Origin of the sequence: Inhella sp. (assembly GCF_041912635.1) — a bacterium.
GTDB lineage: Bacteria > Pseudomonadota > Gammaproteobacteria > Burkholderiales > Burkholderiaceae_C > Inhella.
On the sequence record NZ_JAYRMO010000012.1, the window covers coordinates 1 to 22,110 of the forward strand.

General features: G+C 69.6%; 19 protein-coding genes and 1 tRNA gene. 8 read left to right on the forward strand and 12 right to left on the reverse strand.

Annotation, left to right across the window (positions count from 1 at the left end; all coding sequences use genetic code 11):
* Window positions 1-237: 237 nt before the first annotated feature.
* The gene (locus tag ACE3QP_RS08790) at window positions 238-2,118 is read left to right on the forward strand and encodes a potassium transporter Kup (RefSeq protein WP_374435279.1); all 1,881 of its coding nucleotides are present in this window, start codon (window positions 238-240) and stop codon (window positions 2,116-2,118) included.
* Here ACE3QP_RS08790 and ACE3QP_RS08795 read toward each other — a convergent pair.
* Both ACE3QP_RS08795 and ubiM read right to left on the reverse strand, forming a co-directional pair.
* Complete coding sequence (locus ACE3QP_RS08795) at window positions 2,115-4,139, reverse strand: diguanylate cyclase domain-containing protein (RefSeq protein WP_374435281.1); 2,025 nt, start codon at window positions 4,137-4,139, stop codon at window positions 2,115-2,117. The genes ACE3QP_RS08790 and ACE3QP_RS08795 overlap by 4 nt on opposite strands.
* Window positions 4,140-4,203: 64 nt before the next feature.
* Window positions 4,204-5,388 (reverse strand): 5-demethoxyubiquinol-8 5-hydroxylase UbiM, encoded by a 1,185-nt coding sequence (ubiM, locus tag ACE3QP_RS08800; protein WP_374435283.1) that lies wholly within the window; start codon window positions 5,386-5,388, stop codon window positions 4,204-4,206.
* Window positions 5,389-5,625: 237 nt separating this feature from the next.
* Between ubiM and ACE3QP_RS08805 the strand changes: the two genes are divergently transcribed.
* Together ACE3QP_RS08805 and ACE3QP_RS08810 are read left to right on the forward strand one after the other, a co-directional pair.
* The gene (locus ACE3QP_RS08805; RefSeq protein WP_374435285.1) at window positions 5,626-8,061 is read left to right on the forward strand and encodes a collagenase; all 2,436 of its coding nucleotides are present in this window, start codon (window positions 5,626-5,628) and stop codon (window positions 8,059-8,061) included.
* 49 nt (window positions 8,062-8,110) lie between these two features.
* Complete coding sequence (locus ACE3QP_RS08810) at window positions 8,111-8,785, forward strand: PEP-CTERM sorting domain-containing protein (protein WP_374435287.1); 675 nt, start codon at window positions 8,111-8,113, stop codon at window positions 8,783-8,785.
* Here ACE3QP_RS08810 and ACE3QP_RS08815 read toward each other — a convergent pair.
* A complete protein-coding gene (locus ACE3QP_RS08815; protein ID WP_374435290.1) occupies window positions 8,758-9,645 on the reverse strand; it encodes a LysR family transcriptional regulator ArgP in 888 nt (295 codons plus the stop codon). The genes ACE3QP_RS08810 and ACE3QP_RS08815 overlap by 28 nt on opposite strands.
* Window positions 9,646-9,719: 74 nt before the next feature.
* Between ACE3QP_RS08815 and ACE3QP_RS08820 the strand changes: the two genes are divergently transcribed.
* Window positions 9,720-10,346, forward strand: a complete 627-nt coding sequence (locus tag ACE3QP_RS08820) for a LysE/ArgO family amino acid transporter (RefSeq protein ID WP_374435292.1) — start codon at window positions 9,720-9,722, stop codon at window positions 10,344-10,346.
* A gap of 43 nt (window positions 10,347-10,389) precedes the next feature.
* Here the strand turns inward: ACE3QP_RS08820 and ACE3QP_RS08825 are convergent, their stop codons facing one another.
* Window positions 10,390-11,619: a porin gene (locus ACE3QP_RS08825; RefSeq protein WP_374435293.1), complete on the reverse strand. Its 1,230-nt coding sequence runs from the start codon at window positions 11,617-11,619 to the stop codon at window positions 10,390-10,392.
* 23 nt (window positions 11,620-11,642) lie between these two features.
* Complete coding sequence (locus ACE3QP_RS08830) at window positions 11,643-12,809, reverse strand: SGNH/GDSL hydrolase family protein (RefSeq protein WP_374435295.1); 1,167 nt, start codon at window positions 12,807-12,809, stop codon at window positions 11,643-11,645.
* A gap of 123 nt (window positions 12,810-12,932) precedes the next feature.
* Between ACE3QP_RS08830 and ACE3QP_RS08835 the strand changes: the two genes are divergently transcribed.
* Window positions 12,933-13,286, forward strand: coding sequence for a VanZ family protein (locus ACE3QP_RS08835; protein WP_374435297.1), 354 nt, complete (start codon window positions 12,933-12,935; stop codon window positions 13,284-13,286).
* Here ACE3QP_RS08835 and fahA read toward each other — a convergent pair.
* Together fahA and hmgA are read right to left on the reverse strand one after the other, a co-directional pair.
* Entirely contained in the window at window positions 13,261-14,580 is a 1,320-nt protein-coding gene (gene fahA / locus ACE3QP_RS08840) for a fumarylacetoacetase (RefSeq protein WP_374435299.1), read from the reverse strand. The genes ACE3QP_RS08835 and fahA overlap by 26 nt on opposite strands.
* Complete coding sequence (gene hmgA, locus ACE3QP_RS08845; RefSeq protein ID WP_374435300.1) at window positions 14,577-15,875, reverse strand: homogentisate 1,2-dioxygenase; 1,299 nt, start codon at window positions 15,873-15,875, stop codon at window positions 14,577-14,579. Before hmgA ends, fahA begins: the two co-directional genes overlap by 4 nt.
* Before the next feature lie 77 nt (window positions 15,876-15,952).
* Here hmgA and ACE3QP_RS08850 point away from each other — a divergent pair, with 77 nt between their 5' ends.
* The gene (locus ACE3QP_RS08850) at window positions 15,953-16,741 is read left to right on the forward strand and encodes an IclR family transcriptional regulator (protein WP_374435302.1); all 789 of its coding nucleotides are present in this window, start codon (window positions 15,953-15,955) and stop codon (window positions 16,739-16,741) included.
* Here the strand turns inward: ACE3QP_RS08850 and ACE3QP_RS08855 are convergent.
* The 3 genes from ACE3QP_RS08855 to ACE3QP_RS08865 all read right to left on the reverse strand — a co-directional run bounded on the left by ACE3QP_RS08855 (window position 16,687) and on the right by ACE3QP_RS08865 (window position 19,631).
* Window positions 16,687-17,394, reverse strand: coding sequence for a long-chain N-acyl amino acid synthase (locus ACE3QP_RS08855; RefSeq protein WP_374435304.1), 708 nt, complete (start codon window positions 17,392-17,394; stop codon window positions 16,687-16,689). The two genes, ACE3QP_RS08850 and ACE3QP_RS08855, sit on opposite strands and share 55 nt — an antisense overlap.
* Window positions 17,395-17,548: 154 nt before the next feature.
* Window positions 17,549-18,289, reverse strand: coding sequence for a SapC family protein (locus tag ACE3QP_RS08860; RefSeq protein WP_374435306.1), 741 nt, complete (start codon window positions 18,287-18,289; stop codon window positions 17,549-17,551).
* A 55-nt stretch (window positions 18,290-18,344) separates the two neighbouring features.
* The gene (locus ACE3QP_RS08865; protein WP_374435308.1) at window positions 18,345-19,631 is read right to left on the reverse strand and encodes a hemolysin family protein; all 1,287 of its coding nucleotides are present in this window, start codon (window positions 19,629-19,631) and stop codon (window positions 18,345-18,347) included.
* A 118-nt stretch (window positions 19,632-19,749) separates the two neighbouring features.
* On the opposite strand from ACE3QP_RS08865, the gene ACE3QP_RS08870 reads away from it, so the two are divergent.
* The gene (locus ACE3QP_RS08870; protein ID WP_374435310.1) at window positions 19,750-20,568 is read left to right on the forward strand and encodes a symmetrical bis(5'-nucleosyl)-tetraphosphatase; all 819 of its coding nucleotides are present in this window, start codon (window positions 19,750-19,752) and stop codon (window positions 20,566-20,568) included.
* Between the two features lie 19 nt (window positions 20,569-20,587).
* Window positions 20,588-20,677 (forward strand) — tRNA-Ser (locus ACE3QP_RS08875).
* 391 nt (window positions 20,678-21,068) lie between these two features.
* Here the strand turns inward: ACE3QP_RS08875 and ACE3QP_RS08880 are convergent.
* Together ACE3QP_RS08880 and ACE3QP_RS08885 are read right to left on the reverse strand one after the other, a co-directional pair.
* Window positions 21,069-21,380: a terminase small subunit gene (locus tag ACE3QP_RS08880; protein ID WP_374435313.1), complete on the reverse strand. Its 312-nt coding sequence runs from the start codon at window positions 21,378-21,380 to the stop codon at window positions 21,069-21,071.
* Window positions 21,381-21,530: 150 nt separating this feature from the next.
* Entirely contained in the window at window positions 21,531-22,109 is a 579-nt protein-coding gene (locus ACE3QP_RS08885) for a hypothetical protein (protein WP_374435315.1), read from the reverse strand.
* Window position 22,110 lies beyond the last annotated feature (1 nt).

Genomic DNA, 22,110 nt, shown 5'->3' on the forward strand with positions numbered 1-22,110 from the left:
GACGTCCATGATCCTGCTCCTGTGGGTGACCGAGGCGGATTGCCTCGATGACCAACATCGCAGAGATGGGCGCTCAGCGAACGTCCTCGGTGGGGCCGGAGCGACTACCGCGCGAGCGGTTTAGTCCTCCGCTGCGAAGCGGCATCCGGATCCCAACCCTCAAGCGCCCCCCCAAGCCTTATGCGTTCCTGACACCCCCACCGCGACGCTTCGCTCCCCACAGCTCGAAGCGCTCGCATGTCCTCCCCCTCGGATTCCACTCACCCCACCCCAGCCCAAGGCCTCGCCGGGCTGACCCTGGCCGCGCTCGGCGTCGTCTACGGCGACATCGGCACCAGCCCGCTCTACACCGTCAAGGAAGTGTTCTCGCCGCATACCGGCGTGGCGCTGACGCAGGCGAACCTGATCGGTGCGGTGTCGGCGATGTTCTGGGCGCTGATGCTGGTGGTGACGCTGAAGTACGTGATCCTGATCCTGCGCGCCGACAACCGCGGTGAGGGTGGCGTGCTGGCGCTCACCGCGCTGGCCAGTCAGGCGGTGGCGGGGCAGCCGCGGCTGCGGGCGGCCTTGTTGCTGCTGGGTGTCGCCGGGGCCACGCTGTTCTATGGCGACAGCGTGATCACGCCGGCCATCTCGGTGCTGGGCGCGATGGAGGGGCTGGAGGTGCTGACGCCGGCGCTCAAGCCCTATGTGGTGCCGGCCGCGCTGGTGATCCTCACCGGGCTCTTCCTGGTGCAGCGCCATGGCACGGCCGCGGTGGGGCGCTTCTTCGGGCCGGTGATCGTGCTGTGGTTCCTGCTGCTGGCCGGCAGCGGCGTGGTGCAGATCGCCCAGCAGCCGGCCATCCTGCAGGCGCTGAACCCGCTGCATGGCCTGGCCTTCCTGAGTGAGCGCGGCTGGGGCGTGCTGGCGGCGCTGGGCGCCATCGTGCTGACGCTCACCGGCGCCGAGGCGCTGTACACCGACATGGGCCACTTCGGGCGCCGCCCGATCCGCCTGGCCTGGATGGGCCTGGTGCTGCCGGCGCTGGCGCTGAACTACATGGGCCAGGGTGCGCTGCTGATGGGCGACCCCGAGGCCCTGGCCAACCCCTTCTTCAAGCTCTTCAGCGCCGCCTGGTTGTTGCCGGCCCTGGTGCTGGCCACCTTTGCCGCCATCATTGCCTCGCAGGCGGTGATCTCCGGGGCGTTCTCGCTCACCAAGCAGGCCATCGCGCTGGGCTTTCTGCCGCGCATGCAGGTGCGCCACACCTCGGCGGCGGCTTCGGGGCAGATCTACCTGCCGGCGGTGAACAGTGCGCTGCTGCTGGGCGTGCTGGCGGCGGTGGTGCTGGCGCGCAGTTCGTCGGCGCTGGCCTCGGCATACGGCATCGCCGTCACGCTGACGATGCTGATCACCACGCTGCTGACTTACGTGGTCATCAGCCGCGCCTGGAAGATGCCGCGCCCGCTGGCCCTGGCTGCCACGGCCTTCTTCGTGACGGTGGACCTGGCCCTGGTGGCTGGCTGCGCGATCAAGTTCTTCGACGGCGGCTGGGCCCCGCTGGCCTTCGGCCTGGGCCTGTTCGTGCTGATGAGCACCTGGGCGCGCGGGCGCGCGCTGGTGATGGAGAGCATCCACGCCGAAGGCCTGGAGCTGGAACCCTTCCTGGCGCAGTTGGAGGGCAGCGAACTGCCGCAGATCGCGCGCACCGCCGTCTACCCGGTGGCCGACCCGAGCCGCGTGCCCCAGGCCCTGCTGCACAACCTCAAGCACAACCAGGTGCTGCACGCGCGCAACCTGATCCTGACGGTGGTGACCGAGTCCCGCCCCTGGGTGGCCGAGGCGGAGCGCGCACAGCGCCAGCCCTTGAGCGAGCGCTTCGAGCGCATCACCCTGCACTACGGCTTCATGGAAACGCCGGATGTGCCGCAGGCGCTGGAGGCGCTGGGCCTGCCGGCCTTCGAGTGCAGCTACTTCCTGAGCCGCGAGACGGTGGTCTCGACCCCCGGCAGCGGCATGGCGCGCTGGCGCGAGCGCCTGTTCGGGCTGATGAGCCACAACGCCGGCTCGATCGCGCGCCACTTCCGCCTGCCGGACAACGCCGTGGTGGAGTTGGGCACGCGGGTGCAGATTTAGCCCGGCATCGGCACGCCGGCGACGGTTTCCAGGCGCAGCCGGCCCTGCTGCACGGCTGCTTCGAGTTGCTCGGCGTCAGCGGCCGCCAGGCCCGCGCCGGCCCAGGCGCACACCACGCGGTTGCGGCCCTCAGCCTTGGCGCGGTAGAGCGCGGCGTCGGCCAGGGCCAGCAGCAGCGGCCAGTCGCTGGCGCCGTCGGCTTCCCAGATGACGCCGCCGGCCGACACGCGCACCTCCAGGCTCTTGCCCTCGCCGATGGCGATGGGCGCGCTGCCGATGGCGGCGAGCACGCGCGGCGCAAGGGCGCGCAGGCCGGCTTCGTCGGCACGCGGCAGGATCAGCAGGAACTCCTCGCCGCCCCAGCGCACCACGGCATCGCCGTCGCGCAGCATGGCCTGCAGGCGGCGCGTCAGCTCGATCAGCACGGCATCGCCCGCGGCGTGGCCGTGGCCGTCGTTGACGCGCTTGAAGTGGTCGGCGTCCAGCAGCAGCAGGGCCACCTTGTGGCGCTGGCCCTCGGGCCGGGCGGCGTTGTCGGTTGCCAGGCGCTGCAGCAGAGCCTCGCCAAAGCGGCGGTTGTGCGCGCCGGTCAGGGCGTCGTGGTTGGATTCGTCGCTGAGCCGGGCCATGTCCTTGCGCAGGCGGCGGTTGATGCGGCGCGAGCGGCTCAGGCGTTGCCAGGTGATGAAGGCCAGCAGGGCCACGATGAGAGCGGCACCAGCCCAGGCGCGTTCGCGCCAGCGGCGCAGCTGCAGCTCGGCTTCGCCGCGCGCCTGCTCCAGCCGCAGGCGCTCGATCTCGCGCAGGCGCTGCTGCGCGGCCACCGATTCCTGCAGCTGGGCAATGGCCTGCTCGCGCTGCGAACGGGTGAGCTCGGCGTCCAGCGTCACCCAGCGGCGCAGGGTCTGCAGCGCGGGCTGCCAGCGGCCGGCGGCTTCCAGGGCATTGACCTGCTGCTCCATCAGATCGGCCAGCTCGCGCTTGTCGCCGCCCGCGGCCACGCTCTGTTCGCCGATGGTGACCGCCTGCTGCACCAGGGCCAGGCCTTCGTCGGCGCGACCCAGATGCACCCAGGCGACACCGCGGTTGACCAGGGAGAATGCGTAACCATTGGGGTCGGCCTTGAGGTCGGACAGCGCCTCGGCACGCTGCGCGTAGTCAACCGCCTGGCGGTACTCGCCCAGATCGTTGCTCAGCGCCGCCAGGTTGATCAGGGTGTTCTGCATCAACCCGGCGTCGATGCGCAGCTCCTCGGCCAGTTGCAGCAGCTCCTGCAGCACGGCCTTGCGCTCGCGGGTTTCCTTCTGCTGCGCCAAGGTGTAGCTGTGGTTGAACAGCAGGCTGGCCAGCTTGTACTTGAAGCCGATGGAGCGGGCCAGGGCAATGGCGCGGCGGGCGTACTCATCAGCCCGCTGGAAGTCGCGCCGGGTGGCGTTGATGCGGCCCAGCAGCTCCAGCGCCACCACCTGGTTGGCCGGCTGCTGCTTCGCGGCCGCCAGCTCGGCGGCGCGCAGCGCGTCGGTAATCGCCGGCTCGGCTTCGCCCAGATTGAACTGCGCACTGGCACGGGCAAGCAGCCAATCGATGAGCAGAAACGGATCGGCCGGCTCGGGCAAGGCCGTCATCCGGGCCAGGCCCTGGCGGATGGGTCCGGGCTCGCGCGGGTTTTCCAGCCGCAAGGCCACCAGCAGCTGGCTGTGGCGGCAGGGCGCACAGGCCTCGCGGTCGGCCATGGCTTGCAGGCGGCTCAGCGCGGCGCGCGCCAAGGCGTCTTCGCCCGCCTCCAGCGCCACGCCGGCCAGGCTGGTTTCATAGCGCCAGCGCGCCTCCAGCGGCGCCGCAGGGCCGGGTGCCTGGGCGGCGCGCAGGCGCTGCAGGGCCGCGGGCGGGGTGGTGTAGCCGTGGGCGGCCAGGTCGTTCAGGACGGCCTCGGCGGTTTCGGCCGCCAGGGCCGGCCCCGCCAGCGGTACGGCCAGCAGCAGGGCCAGCAGCGGGGCCAGCGGGCGAAACGCCAGGCGCATGGGCTCTCCAGTTCGTGGGCTCGGCGGAATGATGCCCCAGCCCCCGCGCGCGCAGGCATTGGGTTCAGGAGCCGGTCAGCTGCCTTGTGATGGCCCGCTGCACCGGCGGCAGCCAGGCCGCCAGATCGAGCACGGCGCGGCGCAGCAGCAGCGCGGGCGGGCGGTCGTCGGTGAACAGGCGCACCACGGCATTGGTGCCTTCGAAGATGAAGCGGGTGGCGCGCTGGTGCGTGCGGGCGTAGCGCTGCAGGGCGGCGGCGTCGCCCGGGTTGCGGCCGCCGGCGCGGCGCAGCGCGCCCAGTTCCTGCGCCAGGGTCTCGATGCCGTACAGACCAAAGTTGTAGCCATGCGCGGTGACGGGGTGCATGCCCACGGCCGCGTCGCCCGCCAGGGCGAAGCGATGCGCGGCAAAGCGCTCGGCGTACACCGCCACCAGCGGGTAGACCTGGCGCGCGCCGGCCACCTGCATGGGCCCCAGGCGCCCCTCGCAGGCCTGCTCCACGCGCGCGGCGAATTCGGCTTCGCTCAGGCTCAGCAGCGCGGGCACGGCGTCGCTGCGTACCGTCCACACGGCCGAGCTCTGACGCCCGGCCATGGGCAGCAGGGCCAGGGTGTGGCCGGCCAGAAAGCATTCCTGCGCCACGCCCTGGTGCTCGGCTTCGTGCGTCAGCGGGCACAGCAGGGCGGAGCGGCCGAAATCCAGGCTGCGCGCCGGGATGCCGGCCAGGCGGCGCAGGCTGGAAAAGCGGCTGTCGGCCGCGACCACCAGCGGGGCGCGCAGCTGGCGCCCATCGGCCAGCTGCAGGGTGGCGGCCTCTTCGTTGCGCTGCAGGCCCTGCACGGCCACGCCGGTTTCGATGGCGATGCCGCGCGCGCGGGCACCGGCCCAGGCCGCGGCGCGCAGGCGCTGGTTGGGCACCAGCCAGCCCAGCGCCTCGTGGGCCTGCGAAGCGAAGGGCAGCACGCGCGAGCTGCCGGCGCTGCGCACGCTGGCGGCGCGCAGGGGTACGGGTTCGCCCTGCGCGCACACCCGCTGCCACAGGCCCAGGCCTTCGAGGATGCGGCGCGCGCGGTGCGTCAGCGCAATCTCGCGGCCGTCGTCGGCCGGCTCGGCCAGCGCGGCCTCGGGCTGCTGTTCGAGCACGCGCGGCTGCCAGCCTTGGTCGTGCAGCGCGCAGGCCAAGGCCAGGCCGGCCGGCCCGGCGCCCACGATGAGGAGGTCGGCAGCGGGGGCGGCGGGCTCGGACATGGTGCAGGCAGCAAGACAAGGGGGCCGCCAGCCTAGAGCGCCGGCCACGCGCCGGCCTTGACCGAAATCACCGCCTGTGCCGATTTCGGGCTCCGCCCCGCCGGGGCGGCGCAAGACAGAAAAGTGGCCGCTGCGCAGACTGCCGGCCGTGCTTTCCCCGGCTTGCGCAGTACCGGGCTGCTCGCGTTCTTGTGACGTTCCCCGGGCCAGCTTGGCCCACCCAACCCGGAGTCCCCGATGCCTTCTCACCCTTCCGTCTGGCGCCTGCCGGCGGCCCTGCTCTGCGCCGGCCTGCTGAGCCAGCCCGCGCTGGCCAGCCTGCCCCGCCCCGAAGACCCCCTGACCCTGCGCCGCGCACAGGCCGAGAGCCTGCAAGTGCAGGCCCCCAGCCAGCCCGGCCAGGCCCGCCAGGGCGAGCACGTGGCGCGCCAGGGCCTGCACCCCTCGCAGCTGCCGCTGCGCCGCGCCGAAGACCTGCTGCAGCGCCGTGAACGCATCGGCGAGCAGCCGCAACCGCTGCCGGCCGAAAGCAATCTGCGCAAGCGCCAGCAGTCCGCCCTGTCCGCCCGCGCCCTGGCCGATGGCGCAACGGCCCAGGCCGCGCAAAGCTGCCAGGCCGCCGACTTCCGCGGCCGCAGCGGCGCGAACCTGATCGCCTTCATCGACCAGGCCGCGCTGAGCGGCTGCATGTACCAGCTCTACACCGGCAGCGCCGCCGACCACCGCACCGTGTTCAGCAACGAGAACATGGTGGCGGTGGCCAACACCCTGCGCCTGCGCGCGATGAACTACACCGGCACCGACAGCGATCAGGTCAAGAACTTGCTCTCCTACCTGCGCACGGCCGGCTACTGGTGGTACCTGAGCGAGACCGGCAACAGCAGCACCGGCGTGCCGGCCGCCTCGCGCAGCGTGATGAACGCGGCCCTGGGCGCAATGAAGCAGCTGGCCGCCGCGCCGCGCTTCTACGACAGCAACGAGACCAATGCCTATGTGGTGGCGGAGGTCTTCAAGACCGTGCCGGCCGGCTTTGCCGCCGCGCTGGCACCGGCCGCAGCGCGCTGGATCGAGCAGTTCCAGCCCCAGCACGCCCAGGCCGGCTACTGGCACAACGACGCCCTGCTGGCCGCCATGAACACCCTGTTCTATGGCGACGGCCAGACCGCCTACATCACCGCGGTACGCAACGACCTGCGCTACGCCCGCGCGCTCGACGGCTTCCTGAGCCGCAACCGCACCCTGCTGGGCACGGACAACGACTACCACCTGCGCAATGCCGTGGGCGAGATGCTGCGCTTCCTGCGCCACCCGGCGCTGAAGGACGGCGTGCGCCTGATGGGCGTGGCGCAGATGGCGCAGTTCCAGCCCAGCAACGATCAGGCCATCGACGTCTGGCTGCGCGCTGCCGACATGGTGGACGCCTATGACGCGCCCTACTGCGCCTCCTACGGCACCTGCAATGCGGCACAGACGCTGGAACAGCAGAAGCTGCCGATCCGTCACGCCTGCAATGCGAACTACGTGATCCGCGCCCAGGCCATGACGCCGGCCCAGCTGCAGGCCAGCTGCGAGTCGGTGATCCAGCAGGCCGGCGAGTTCCACGCCGTCTTCAACACCCTGGGCCGCCCGGTGCCGAACGACAACAACCAGACCCTGGAGCTGGTGGTGTTCGACAGCTCGGAGCAATACAAGCGCTTCTCGGGCCACATCTTCGGCAACAACACCGACAACGGCGGCATCTACCTGGAGGGCAGCCCCTGGGTGGCGGGCAACCAGGCGCGCTTCATCGCCCACCGCGCCGAGTGGCTGAGCGGCTTCGAGATCTGGAACCTCAACCACGAGTTCGTGCACTACCTGGACGGCCGCTTCAACATGGGCGGCGGCTTCAACGACTACCCGCTCAGCAACGGCGTGAACCGCGCCTCGTCGGTGTGGTGGATCGAGGGCCTGGCCGAATACATCTCCTTCGCCCACCTGCGCCGCTTCAATGCCGACGCCACCTCGCGTGCGCAGACGGCCCCGCTGGCGCTCAGCGAAGTCATGCGCAACACCTATGAGAGCGGCAGCGCGCGTGTCTACAACTGGGGCTACCTGGCTGCCCGCTACATGGTGGAGCGCCAGCCGCAGCTGGTGGACGCCTTCCTGCCCCGCACCCGCGTGGCCGACTACGCCGGCTACAGCCAGCAGATCCTGGGGCTGGGCACGCAGCTGGATGCCGACTTCTCGCGCTGGCTGAACGAGTGCGTGGGCGGCGGCCAGCTGCAGTCCAGCGGCTGCCTGTCGCAGCGCCCGGGCACCCTGCCCCTGGTGGACGCGAATGCCGTGGGGCCCTGCCGCGCGGCATCCGAGTCCGAGCTGGGCAACGGCTGCGCCCGCGCGGTGCCCGGCAATGGCGGCGCGCGCTACTACTACCTGCGCGGCACCGGCTGGAACCAGGTGCTGTTCCGTCTGGCCGAAGTGGCCGGCGGCGGTGCCGACGTGTACGCCAAGGCCGGCGGCTGGGCCACCGCCCAGGACCACCAGGTGCACGGTGAAGTCCAGGCCGGCGGCGCCGTGCAGTTGAACGTGCCCACCAACGGCCAGGGCTGGATCTACGTCACCGTGGTGCCGCGCGCCGGCTTTGCCGGCGCCACCCTGCGCGGCATGTACAGCGCCCTGCCCTTCGGCCAGTAAACCCCTCTCGCGCGCCGCCGCGGCGGCGCGCCCTCAGGAGCTCTCTCCCATGAAACTTCGTCTCATCTCCCTGCTCGGTCTGGGCCTGGCCCTGGCCGGTTCCGCCCGTGCCGACCTGACCCTGCTCGACGCCCCCGCCTGGAAGGCCCAGTACGCCCACGCCGGTTACGACAGCCTGGCCGACCTGCCCGCCGACACCGTGCTCAATGGCCCGCTGCAACGCCAGGCCGGCCGCCACGGCTACCAGGTGGACAGCACCCAGCACGCGCTCTACGGCTTTGCCGACGGTCAGGGCGGCCTCACTCTCAGCACCGAGGCCGTGCTGGACCGCCTGGAGCTGAACAGCTTCAGCGCCGGGGTCACCGGCCTGGCCGGCTGGGTCAGCGCGCTGGACCTGTTCGGCGAAAGCCGCGAACACGTGCTGGTGCAGCTGAACCTCACCGACGTGCTGGGCGCCAGCTTCCAGCGCGTGCTGGAGCTCTCCTTCGAGCCCCTGTTCCTGGGCCTGCACAGCACGGCGGCGTTGCAGAGCGTGAGCTTCAGCGTGCTGGACCACGGAGCGCTCGGCCATCTGAGCTATGTCAGCCCGGCCTTCGGCGGCCTGTGGCTCAGCGACGGCCAGGACGGCCCCGGCCAGAACGTGCCCGAGCCCGCACCGCTGGCGCTACTGGGACTGGGCCTGCTGGCGCTGGCCCTTCAGCGCCGCAAGACGCCCGCGGCCTGACGCACCGCCGCCGTGAGCTGCTGCAGCAGCGGCAGCTCCAGGCGTGAGCATTGCCACACCAGCGGCACGTCCTGCGGCAGTTGCGGCTCCAGTTCCAGCAAGCGCCCCGCAGCCAGGGCCTCCTGCACCAGGGGCTCGGGCTGCAGGGCCCAGCCCAGGCCGGCCTCGCAGGCCTGCACGAAGCCCTGGCTGCTGGGAATGGCATGCGCCGGCGGCCGCAGTTCGCGCCTCAGCAGGCGGCGGAGCCAGCGGTATTGCAGATCGTCCTTGGCGTTGAAGCGCAGGCTGGGCGCGGCCGCCAGGCTGCGCGCACTCACTCCCTGCGGGAAATGGCGCGCCACGAAGGCCGGGCTGGCGCAGGCGCGGTAGCGCAGCCGCCCCAGCGCCACGCTGCGGCAGCCCTGCAGGGGGCTGAGCCGGGTCGTCACCGCCGCCAGCACCTCGCCGCGCTGCAGGGCCTCGGCGGTGTGGCCTTCGTCGTCCACGCGCAGATCCAGCAGCGCCCCGCTGGCCTGGTTGAAGGCGGCCGCCGCCGGCATGAACCAGGTGCTGAGCGAATCGGCATTCACCGCCACCGCCAGGCTGGGCGTTTCGCCGCGCGTGCCCGGCAGCAGCCCTTGCAGCAGGCCCTGCTCCAGCAGCTCCACCTGCTGCGCATGGCGCAACAGCGGTTCGCCCAGCGGCGTGATGCGGCAGGGCCGCGCGCGCAGCAACAGCGGGCCACCCAGGCGGTGCTCCAGCGCCTTGATGCGCTGGCTCAGCGCCGACGGCGTCAGGTGCAGGGCACGGGCGGCGGCATCGAAGCTGCCCTCGCGCACCACCGCCACCAGGGCAGCGAGCTGGGCGTAATCGAGTTGCATGGCTTCAGTTTGGCTTCAGCAGCTTTAGAAACTTTGACTGGATTGCAACATGCCCCAAAGCGAGCATGGCGGCCATGCAAAACCTTTTGCCCCATTGGCTTGCCAGCGCCCAGGGTTTCGGCCTCGGCCTGAGCCTGATCGTCGCCATCGGCGCCCAGAACGCCTTCGTGCTGCGCCAGGGCCTGCGGCGCGAGCACCTGCTGCCCGTGCTGGCCTTCTGCGCCACGGCCGACGCCCTGCTGGTGGCCCTGGGCGTGTTCGGCGCGGCCTGGATGGGCGCGCAGCTGCCTTGGCTGAGCACCGGCCTGGCCTGGGGCGGTGCGCTCTTCCTGTGCGCCTACGGCCTGCGCTCGCTCTTGCGCGCCGCCCGCGCCGGCGCCAGCCTGCAGGCCGCGCAGCAGGGTGCGGGCAGTCGCCGCGCGGCGCTGGCCCAGGCCGCTGCGTTCACCCTGCTGAACCCGCATGTCTACCTGGACACCGTGCTGCTGCTCGGCGGTGTGGGCGCGCAGCAGCCCGCTGAACTGCAGCCGGCTTTCGTGGCCGGCGCGGCGCTTTCCAGCCTGCTGTGGTTCAGCGCCCTGGGCTTTGCCGCGCTGCGCCTGGCGCCCTGGCTGGCCCGCCCGGCCACCTGGCGCGCGCTGGATGCGGCCATGGGCCTGCTGCTGCTCGGCCTGGGCATCGGCCTGATCCGACAGGCGTAAAAAAGCCCGGCCGAGGCCGGGCTGGGAGCAAGGGGCGGCGCGCTTAGAAGCGGTGCACCATGTTGACGGACAGGGCGCTGGCGTCGCGGCCGGGTTTGTCGGTGAAGCCGTAGAGAAGACCTTGCGAGTAGGGCAGGATCTGCTGCACTTCCTTGTTGTCCACATAGCTGCCCGACAGCCAGATCGAGGTGCGCTTGCTCTTGATGTGCTCCAGCGCCAGGCCGGCAATCGCGGCATCGGCATTGATGGCGCGCTTGTCGTTGTACATCCCGTAGCTGGCCACCAGCTTGTGCGTCGGGTTGATCTTGTAGTGCACGCCGACGTAGCTGAGCGAGCCATCGAAACCAAGCGCGGTGGCGATCTGCGAGCCATAGGCCAGGAAGGCCGGCTTGAGCACGGCCGGGATGGCCGTGCTGGCATTCAGCGTCGCGCGCAGTTGGGCGCCCAACACCGGGTGCAGATCTTTGGCGCGGATCCACTGGCCCCAGAGCTTGAAGGGGCCGGTCTCGTAGCTGGCGCCGATCATCGTGTTCTCGAGCGAATCCAGGCCTTCCGAGGTCTTGCGGCGCTGGTGCGCAATGCCGAAGTCGAAGCCACCGATTTCGTACCCGGTGCTGATGCCCCAGAAGCGGCCATTGCCCACTTCCTTCTCATCCGGCGAGTACATGACATTGAGGCGGAAGCCATCTTTCTCGGCCACGTACTGGATCGAGTTGTCGATGCGCACTTCCAGGCCGGTAGGCACCGTGAGCGTGGCGAAGGCGTTGCCCACGTTGCCGGCCTGGTGCGGATCGAAGCGACCGAAGGTGGCAAACACCGGGCTGTACTGGCGGCCCAGCGACAGCGCACCGGCCGGGGTGACGGCGGCCACCCAGGCCTGGCGATGCCAGAAACGGTTGTTCAGCGAGGCCTGCAGTGAGGCGCCGAGCTGTGGCACGAGCTGGTCGCGGATGGTGTTGGGGATATCGACCAGCACGCGCGCCGGCAGGGCGGTGCCACTGATGGGCGTTTGCTGGTTCTGCGAGCCGGTGTCCGCGTAGAGCTGATGCTCGATCTGGAACATGGCCTTCCAGCCCGGTGCGATCTCCTCGGTGCCCTTCAGGCCCAGGCGCGAACCCAGCTGGGTGCCGCTGGACACGAACGTGCGCTTGCCGCTGCCATAGCCTTCGATGCTCGTGACGCCGACGTCCAGGATGCCGTAGAGCTGGACCGAACTCTGCGCCTGCACGGCGCCAGCCGCCAAGGCCAGAAGGCTGAGTGCGATGTGCTTCATGGTGGGAACTCCTGCCTTCGAGATCATTGGACCCAGCCCTTGGCCCTCAGGGCCTCGTGCATGGCGACGCCGAACTTCTCATGCGCGGCCACGGAGGGGTGCACGCCATCGGCAAACATCGAGTTGGCCGGCGTTACGCCGGCCGGCAGCACGCGCAGGAAGGGGTTGCCCGCCGAGCCCGCCGGGGCCGCGGTGACGAAGCAGAACGAGCTGCTGCTGCCCAGCGCCGCGGGCACATTGCAGACCGGCGCCTGCACGTTGACGAAGCCATTGGCGGCCGGATTGCCGTACCAGTTGGAGGCCAGCGCGCCGGCATCGAACAGCAGCACGCCCGGATCCATCAGCTCGACTTCCTTCTTGATCTGTGCGTTGTAGGCGCCGCTCAGGGCCGTCAGCAGGGCCTGGGTGGAGGCACCGCCGGCCACGCCGAAGGGGGTCTGCGCGGCATTGGGGATGGTCATGAGCACCACGCGCTGGGCCCCCGCAGCCTTGACGCGCTTGACCTGGGCAATCGCCGCCAGACCGGCCTGCTCCATCTCGATGACGTACTTGGCCACGATGAGCTGGGTCTCGGCCGCGGTGAGCGCGCGCCCGGCGGCCACGCTGGCGGCGGTGATGTCATTGCCGGCCAGGGTGGCGTTGAAGAACACATCGTTGGCGCCACCCCAGATCACGACCAGGTCGGTGGGGTTGAAATTGCCCTTGGCCAGCGCGCGGTCGATCTGCGTCACCAGCGGCACAGCCGCCTGCGCGGTGCAGGCGCCCGCTGCATTGGGGTTGCAGCCCACGCCGGGCACCTTGGCCACGCGCGCACCGCCCTGGGCGTAATTGGTGGCATTGGCGGCGCTGTTGGCGCCGTTGCTGGCGGCCACGGGGCTGGCCGAGCCGACTTCGAAGCGCTCAGGCGCGATGGTGGTGCCCAGGCGCCGTGCCAGCACTTCCACCCACACCTCACCCGGGCTGTTGGTGAACTTGCCGACCAGATCGGCCGCCGCCTTGGGCACGCCGGCCTGGCTTTGCAGGATCAGCGAGTTGCCACGCGAGTAGGCGCCGCCGTCCGTCAGGCTGTCGCCGAAGGCGATCAGGCGGGTGGTCGTGGTGGTGCTGGGGGGCGGTGGGCTGTTTTCTCCGCCGCCGCAGGCGGCCAGGGCCGCCAGGGCTACGGCGCACAGGCCGAGCTTGAACTTCATGCAGGTCTCCAAGGTGCCGGGACCGGCGCCGGCCGGTCTCCTTCGAATGACTGAAGCATGCCTTCCGTCCGGACCGAGCCCCACCCGGCTGTGGCGTGTTCGCCCCTAGGACAATCCCCAGCCATGCCTCTGTTCACCTGGCGCCTGCTGTGCGCCCTGCTCACCCTGCTGGTGAGCTGGCTGGCCCTGAGCCCCGCCCCGCCCGACCTGGCCAGCACCGGCTGGGACAAGGCCAACCATGCCTTCGCCTTCGCCGCACTGAGCTTCGTCAGTAGGCAAGGCTGGCCCAGAACGCCACGCTGGCGCCATGTGGCGGCCTGGCTGGCCTACGGCTTGCTGATCGAGCTGCTGCAGACCCAACTGCCGCCGCGCCAGGGCGAAGCGGCCGATTGGCTGGCCGACGCCATCGGGATCGGCCTGGGGCTGGGTCTTTCCGCCTTGCTGACGAAGCTCAGCGGGCGAGCGCGGGCAGGATGACACCGCTGCAGGCCCCCAGGCCGATGCGGCGCGCACCCGGGCGCTCGGCGTAGGCGCGCAGGCTCAGTTCGTCGCCGTCCTGCAGGAAGGTGCGGGTCTCGCCCTCGCCCAGGTCGACCGGCTGGCGGCCGCCCTGGGTCAGCTCCAACAGCGAGCCGGCCTGCTCGGGCAGCGGGCCGGAAATGGTGCCGGTGCCGAGCAGATCGCCGGGCTGCAGATTGCAGCCATTGCTGGCATGGTGGGTCAGCAGCTGGGCGGCCGTCCAGTACATATGGCGCATGTTGCTGCAGGCCAGGCGCGTGGGGCCGCGGCCGGCGGCGCGCTGCGCGGCGGTGTGGATCCACACCTCCAGCTGCAGGTCCACGCCGCCCGCCACTTCGTTGGCGTTGTGCTGCAGATAGGGCAGCGGCGCCGGGTCTTCGGCCGGGCGCTCCATCGGGCAGCGGAACGGGGCCAGCGCCTCCCAGGTCACGATCCAGGGCGAGACCGTGCTGCCGAAGTTCTTGGCCAGGAAGGGGCCGAGCGGCTGATATTCCCAAGGCTGGATGTCACGGGCCGACCAGTCGTTGAACAGGCTCAAGCCGAACAGATGCTCTTCGGCGCGCTCGATCGGAATCGGTTCGCCGAGCGCATTGCCCTGCGCCACCCACAGGCCCAGCTCCAGTTCATGGTCCAGGCGCTGGCTGGGGGCGTACTGCGGCACCTCATCGTTCGGGCCCTTGCGCTGGCCCCAGGGGCGGCGCAGCGGCGTGCCGCTCACCACGATGCTGGACGCACGGCCGTGGTAGCCGATCGGCACCCATTTGTAGTTAGGGAGCAGCGGGTTGTCCGGACGGAACAGCTTGCCCACCGTGAGGGCGTGGTGGATGCCGGCGTAGAAGTCGGTGTAGTCGCCGATGCGCGCGGGCAGGCTGAACTCCAGCTCGGCCTGGGCGATCAGCGCGCCCTGCAGGCGGGCCTGCTGCGGGCTGCCTTCGCGCAGCGCATCAAAGAGGGCGTGACGCAGCGCGCGCCGGGCCGCGGCCGGCTGCGCCATCAACGCATTCAGGTCGCCGCGCGCCAGCGGCTCCAGCAGCACCTGGATGGCGCTGCTCCAGCGCCCGGCGCTGGCCGCTTTGGCCAGGTCCAGGGCCTGGTCGCCGATGGCGACGACGATGCGCCAATCCTGCTGCGTGCCGGCACGGCGGACGCGGGCATAGGGCAGGTTCTGCAGCGGGAAGTCGGTGTCGGCCGCATTGGCGCTGGCCACCCAGCTCTGGGCGGCGGGGTCATGGGTGTGGTCGAGGGAGTTCATGGCTGCTGTGAGTTGAACTGGTCGGCCAGGCCGGCCCAGCATTGGTCGTAGTTCGATTCGAGCATGGCGCCGCCGCCCAGCGCAAAGGGCGTGGGGCGCAGGCGCAGGCGGGTCTCGAACATGAAGGCAAGGGTGTGGTCGAGCTTGTGCGGCTTGAGTTCAGCGTTGGACGCACCGGCGAAGGCATCGGTGTCTGGCCCATGCGGCACGTAGGCGTTGTGCAGGCTGGCGCCGCCGGGCTTGAAGCCCTCGGGCTTGGCGTCGTACTGGCCGTAGACCAGGCCCATGAACTCGCTCATCACATTGCGGTGGTACCAGGGCGGACGGAAGGTTTTCTCGGCCACCATCCAACGCGGCGGAAAGATCACGAAGTCGGCATTGGCCCAGCCCGGGGTGTCCGAGGGCGAGGTCAGCACCGTGAAGATGCTCGGGTCGCAGTGGTCAAAGCTGACGGTGTTGATCGTGTTGAAGCAGCGCGTGTCGTACTTGTAGGCGTACAGATTGCCGTGCCAGGCCACCACATTGAAGGGGCTGTGCGCCTGCTCGCTGCACCAGAAGCGGTTGTCCTGCTTCTTGACGATCTCGTAGGGGCCGGCGGCGTCTTCGAAGGCAGCCACCGGCACCAGGAAGTCGCGCGGGTTGGCCAGGCCGTTGGAGCCGATCGGGCCCAGCTCGGGCAGGCGGAAGGCGGCGCCGTGGTTCTCGCACACATAGCCGCGCACCGGGCCGTCCACATCCACCTTGAAGGCCACGCCGCGCGGCACCACGGCGATCTCGCCGGGTTCCACCACCAGGCAGCCGAACTCGGTGCGGATCTGCAGCGCGCCCTGCTGCGGCACGATCAGCATCTCGCCGTCCGCGTTCACGAGCGCACGGCGGCCCATGGCGCGGTCCGCCACGTACAGGTGCACGGCGATGCCCACGCCGGCGTCCGGGTCGCCATTCACGGCATAGCTGCGCATGCCATCCACGAAATCGAGCCCCGGCTGCGCCCAGGGCAGCGGGCCCCAGCGCAGCGGCTGCGGTGCGCTGGCTTCCACGTTGGCGGCACCGCTCAGCCACAGGGGCTGGGTGTATGCCTCGTAACGGCCGGCCACCACCGAGGGCTGGCGGCGGTACATCCAGGTGCGCAAATTGGCCGCGCGCGGTGCCGTGAAGGCGGTGCCGGAGAGCAGTTCGGCGTACAGGCCATAGGGGCAGCGCTGCGGGCTGTTCTGGCCGGCCGGCAGGGCGCCGGGCAGGGCCTCGCTGACATGCTGGTTGCCGAAGCCGGCGAGGTAGGACAGTGAGTTCATGGCGCTCCGGAGGGGCTGAGATGCGGCGGAGCGGAATTCTGCCATTCCAAATTTATTCGTCTATCTAGAATCTGCTCATGAACCCTTCGCGCGCCCGTGGCATCCAGAGCATCGAGGTCGGCGGCGCCCTGCTGCGCGCGCTGATGGACGCGGGCGGCAGCATGGCGCTGAAGGACCTGGCGCAGGCCGCAGGCATGCCGGCCGCCAAAGCCCATGCCTATCTGGTGAGCTTCTGCCGGCTCGGCCTGATCGAGCAGCCGGTCGAGGGCGGCCCCTATGCGCTGGGGCCCACCGCGCGCGAGCTCGGTCTCATCAGCCTGCAGCAGCACGACCCGGTGCGCCTGACCAGCGAACAACTGGAACCCTTAGCCCAGCGCTTGGGCATGACGGTGGGCCTGGCCGTCTGGGGCAACCAGGGCCCGACGGTGCTGCGCGTAGCGCACCCGCCCGCCCCGGTGCACATCCATCTGCGCCATGGCAGCGTGCTCAGCGTGGCAGACAGCGCCAGCGGCCGCGTGCTGGCGGCCGATCGAGCCTGGGACGAAGTGGGCCGGCATTGGCGCGGCCAGGCGAGCGCCGGCCGGCTGATCCTGGAGACCGTGCAGCAACAGGGCTGGGCCCTGAGCGACGAGGCCCTGGCGCCGGGCGTGGCGGCCGTGGCCGTGCCGGTGCACAACGCCGCAGGTCGGGTCGAACTGGCGCTGGTGGCGCTGGCGCCGCGCCAGCAGTGGCTGGAAAGCCCCGGCCGCCCGCTGGGCGCCGCCCTGGAGCAGTTGCTGCGCACCGCGCAGGCCTGCTCGGCCCAGCTGGGTTACACGCCCAGGCGCATCTCGCGCAGCAGCGCGGCTTCCTCGGCCGGGCCGTAGAACAGCGGGTACAGGCTGCGCGCCTGGGCGATCAAGTCCGCCCGGCCTCCCATGGTTTCGATGTCGCGCCGCATCTCGTCGAGCGGCTTGCACATCAACACCGCAGGGGCGTTGACGGCCGGATCGAGGCGCTCGCCGGCCAGCAGGCGCGAGCCCAGCATGCGCCGGTAGAAGGGGGAATGACGCGGATGGACCTCAAAGACGATCAATTCGGCCTTTTCGATCCGGTGCGCGTACAGATAGGCCATATGGAACAGGCGCGCCAGCACAGGCTTGGACTCGGTGCCGCCATCGACGGCCAGCCGCGTGAACTCGCACAGCCGCTGCTGCTCGCGCAGCCCGCGCAGCTCTTCCGGGAACACCGCATCGGCCGCCAGGCCCGCCGGGCCGTCCATGCGCACCGTCAGCGTGCCAACCACCTGGTCGCCCTCGCGCACCCGCAGACTGGCCAGGCCATCGGCCGCCATCTCCAGCGGTGTGACGCGCAAGCCGCGCTGACCATAGCGCCGGCCCACCAGGGCCTGGTTGGCCAGCCAGCCCGCGCTGCCCTGCACGCGCTCGGCCGCAAATCGCTCAAGGGGTGGCGCCACAGGAGCCAGCCAAGCCTCCAGCGCCCCCACGGGGCCTGATTCTTCTATGCTGGAATCGCTCATTACTGCCTCGCTCGCCAATCCCTCGGAAGGAAGAGGGAACCGCAATGTAGCCGGCGAGCGTGAATTTATTGACGGAATAAGCCCGGGAATCCCCTGATGCAAGGCCTATTCGCAACAACGGCCCTGCGTGCAGGGCCGTTTCTGCTACGAGCAATTACTTCTGCAGGCGTTTCGCTGCCAGGCGGCGCATATTGCGCATCGAGATGCGGTGATATTCGACCACCTGCAGCAGGCCACGGCGGTGGAAATCCAGCACCTTGGCGTCTTCCAGCTTGGCGAATTTCTCGTCGTTGATGGCCAGGAAACCATCGACTTCGATTTTTTGGCCGCCTTCCATCGAGGCCTCGAAGCGCATCGGCTCCAGGATGCCGGCTTCGTCCAGCGCCTCGCACACCAGGCGGGTGCGCTCGACCTCGGTCTCGTAGCTCTCCAGGAACTTCAGCACCGACTGGGTGAACTCGGTCGGCTCGCCCTTGTCGTCGAACATCGGCTGGCCCTCGGTCTGCGAGAAGCCTTCCCACTGGTCGTCCATGCACACCACCATCTGGTCGCCGTTGTCCAGGCGGGCCATGGCGAAGGGGTAGCGGCGCAGGTAGGCGGGGGCGTACTCGGCGTCCCAGGTGCCGTCTTCCTTGATGAACAGGTTCTCACCGTTTTGCAGGCCCAGCACGGCCAGCGGCATCAGCGGCGCGGGCTTGCCATCCTGGCCCTGACCGGCGCGCACGAACACGATGGGGAAGTTCTGGCAGGCGTCGGCGAACTCGATGACGTTCAGGAACATCGAGTTCAGGCTCTTGGCCGGGTTGAGGTTGATCAGATCCTGGCGCACGCGCAGATTGCGGTGCTGGGCACGGTCCAGAGCGACCAGGCTGCGGTACATCGGGGGGAGTTGCATGGGATTTCTCTCAGATAAAGGCCGAATGTCGGCGCCGTGGCGCCGTGTTGGAGGCTCAGGCGAGTCGGGTGGCCAAGACCTTGTCCACCCGCTTGCCGTCGAGGTCGACGACCTCGAAGCGCCAGTCCTCCCACTCCACCGCGTCGGCCGTGCGCGGCAGGTGCCCCAGCAGCAGCATGATCATGCCGGCCAGGGTGTTGTAGCGCCCGCGGTCTTCCTCGGGCAGTTCCTTCAGCCCGAGCCGGTCCTTCAGTTCCGGCACGGGAATCAAACCATCGATGAGCCAGCTGCCGTCGGCGCGCTGCACCGCCCAGGCTTCGCCATCGCTGGGCGCATTGAATTCGCCGGCAATCGCTTCCAGCAGGTCGCGCAGGCCGATCACGCCCTGCACCTCGCCGTATTCATCGACGACAAACACGAGCGGGGCATCGCTGGCGCGGAAATGCTCCAACAGCTCCATGCCCGACAGGGTTTCGGGCACGAACACCGGCGGATCCAGCGTTTCCGCCAGGTTCAGGGGCAGCCCCGCCAGCGCACGCGCCAGCAGACCCTGGGCGGTGACGACACCCAGCACATCGGAAAGATCGCCCCGGCACACCGGGTAGCGGCTGTAGCCGTGCGCCTGCAGCACCGCCAACACCTGCTCGGGTGTGGCATCGGCGTCCAGCCAGGCGATTTCGGCGCGCGGGATCATCATCGAGCCGATCTGGCGCTCGTCGAGGCGGAACACATTGCGCACCATCTGGTGCTCGCTCTCCTCGATCACGCCGGCATCCAGGCCCTCCTCCAGGCTGGCGGCAATCTCTTCTTCCGTCACGCTGCGCTGGCCCTGATCCTTCAGCCCCAGCAGGCGCAGGGTGGCCTCGGTGCAAAAAGTCAGCAGGCGGACAAAAGGCCGGGTCAGCGTGGAAATCGCCTCCATCGGCTTGGCCACCAGGCGGGCGATCAGCTCCGGATAGAGCTGCCCCAGACGCTTGGGCACCAGCTCGCCGAACACGATGGTCAGGAAGGTGATGATGAGCACCACCAGGCCGGTCGCGGTCAGGTTGGCGCTCTTCTCGGTGAAGAAGGGGAAACCACGCTCGAGCCATTCCGAGAGCGGGCCGGAGAAGGCCGCCTCGCCGACGATGCCGTTCAGCACCCCGATCGAGGTGATGCCGATCTGGATGGTGGAGAGGAACTTGGTCGGGTTGTCGTGCAGGGCCAGCGCGGCGCTGGCGCCATGCTCCCCGGCCTCGACCATCACCTGAAGCCTGGCCTTCCGGCTGGCCGTCAGGGCCATCTCCGACATGGCAAACCAGCCGTTCAGCAGGATCAGGAAAAGAAGTAGCGCGGTATCCATTCAATGCGGCGCCGCGGTGGCGCCAGAAAAAAGCGCCGGCAGGCGGCGCGGGGCGCATTCTCTCAGCCTCGGGCGGGCGGGCCGAACCAGGGTTCCCCCGCCCCCACAATGCGCGGCCATGGATTGGCTCATCGGTGATTTGCAGGGCTGTGACGACGCCCTCGGGCGGCTGCTGACCGCGGTGGATTTCTCGCCCTCGCGCGACCGGCTCTGGCTGCTGGGCGACCTGGTCAGCCGCGGGCCCCAGTCGCTGGCCACGCTGCGGCGCGTCGTCGCCCTGGGCGCCCAGGCCGTGCTGGGCAATCACGACCTGCACCTGCTGGCGGTGGCGGCCGGCGTGCGCAAGGCCAAGAAGAGCGAGCAGCTCGACGCCCTGCTGCTGGCCCCCGACCGCGAGTTGCTGCTGGACTGGTTGCGCGCGCGCCCCCTGGTGGCCCAGGCGCCGGGCTGGCTGCTGGTGCACGCCGGCCTGCTACCCGGCTGGTCGGCCGAGCAGGCGCTGGCCCTGTCGGCCGAAGTCGAGGCGCTGCTGCGCGACCCGCAGGCCCTGTCCGCCTTCTGGCCGCAGATGTACGGCAACCAGCCCGATCTGTGGCGCGACGAACTCCAGGGGCCCGAGCGCCTGCGCACCATCATCAATGCCTGCACCCGGTTGCGCTTTGTGGACCTGGGCGGCCGCATGGACTTCGAGACCAAGGAAGGCGCCGATGCCGCCCCGCCCGGCCTGTTGCCCTGGTTCGAGCACCCCCAGCGTGCCAGCCGCGGCACGCCGATCGCCTTCGGCCACTGGAGCACCCTGGGCCTGATCAACCAGCCGGACCTGCTGGCGCTGGACACCGGCTGCGTCTGGGGCGGCTGCCTGAGTGCCGCCCGCATCGACGGCGGCCGCCGCGAGATCGTTCAAGTGCGCTGCGAGCAGGCGCAGAAGCCGGGCTGAGTGACAATGCGCGCCCTCAGGAAGCGTGGCCGAGTGGTTTAAGGCACTGGTCTTGAAAACCAGCGAGGGTTTGCGCCCTCCGTGAGTTCGAATCTCACCGCTTCCGCCAGTTTCTCTATGAGAAACAAGCAATTAGGGGCGAAATCCACCAACCAGCCCAACAAAAAAGACGCGACGGGATGATGCGGCGCGATGTTGCGACTGTCCAACATTGCGCACCTGCCCGCCGTCTCGAAGTGCTCGGCCGGCATGGCGGCGAGTGCCTCATAGCGACTGGCTTCCTGCTTAGAAATGCCTGCGTCCGCGAGCGTCTCTGCCTTGGTTTGCAACTTCGTCACATCGTTGGACGAGGTTGCAAGATCGGTTCGCCGGCCTTGCGCCTTTTCCATCGATAAGGAGAGTTCACCTGCGCGCCGCTCGGCCCGCACCTTGATTTCGGTCGCGTACTGAATCAGCTCTGAATCCTTGGCCTGGCGGGCATAAGCGGCCTGGGTTGGGGGTCAGACCTTCTTGCCGCCTGCGGTAATCAGCTTTGGCGGCGTGGCTGGCGCAAACCTGTTGTTTGCCTTCTTGGCCGCCTGTTGTGCCGCGTCCTTCTTCCCGCCTTCGCCTTTCCGAGGGTGAACGTAGGGCATGAGTGCCTTCGCCGCGTCAATGCGCAGCTTGGCCTCTGCCGTCGCGTCGTTCATGACGGCGCGGAGGAACTGTTCCGGATCGTCATAGGTCGCGCTCAGGCCAAGGAAGGCCGGCGGCTTTGGTTTCCGGCCAGCACCTGGGCGTGCACCACCCCAGCCGCGTGATTTGCCTGTCATCTTGAATTCCTTTCAAAGGGGGATTTTTTCTGCGCGTGCGGGACCACGTGGTCCGCTGAACCGGTCTCCGGCAACTTTTGACGCCCCCCTACCCCTGGGGCTCGTGCGATTGACCCGCAAAGGCCACCACACGAAGCCCCAGAGATGCGTTTAGATCCCCGCCAGCGCAGGCAGGAACGCCCGCCACGCTCGCGCCTGCTCGGTCAAATGATCCTTGCCCATGCCAACCCAGTAGGGCAACTCCACCTCATTGGCGGCATACCCCTGCTGGATCAGTTCATCGGCCTTGCCCTGCAGCGCAGCCTGAGCCCGCTCAGCCGCCTTCAGGGCCTCGTCCAAAGAGCGCACGAGATCCTGACAGTCGGGCTGCTGCAGCCGGCGCTGAGTGGCACGCCAGCGCGCAGCCTCTGCCTTCTCCTGCAGCGAGCGCAAACCGCGCTGCAACTCGGGGATCAGTGCCCGCACTTCGGCAAGCTCACGGGCAAGAACCTCGCGCTTCTCTCCTGGCTTTTCAATCTGCTTGCCAGCCATCACAGCGCGCAGCCGCTCGAGCGGGTCGCTGGTGTGCCTCATCGCGCCCTGATCAGCAGCCAGCGCCAACAGCAACTCGTTCTCCCGAGCTTGTGCCGCGTCCAGAGCATCTTGGGTTTGGAATGCCTCATGCATGAGGGCGGCATAGGTGGGGCAGAACTCGGCGGCGAGCATTGGTGTCTTCTGGTTGGCTTTCATG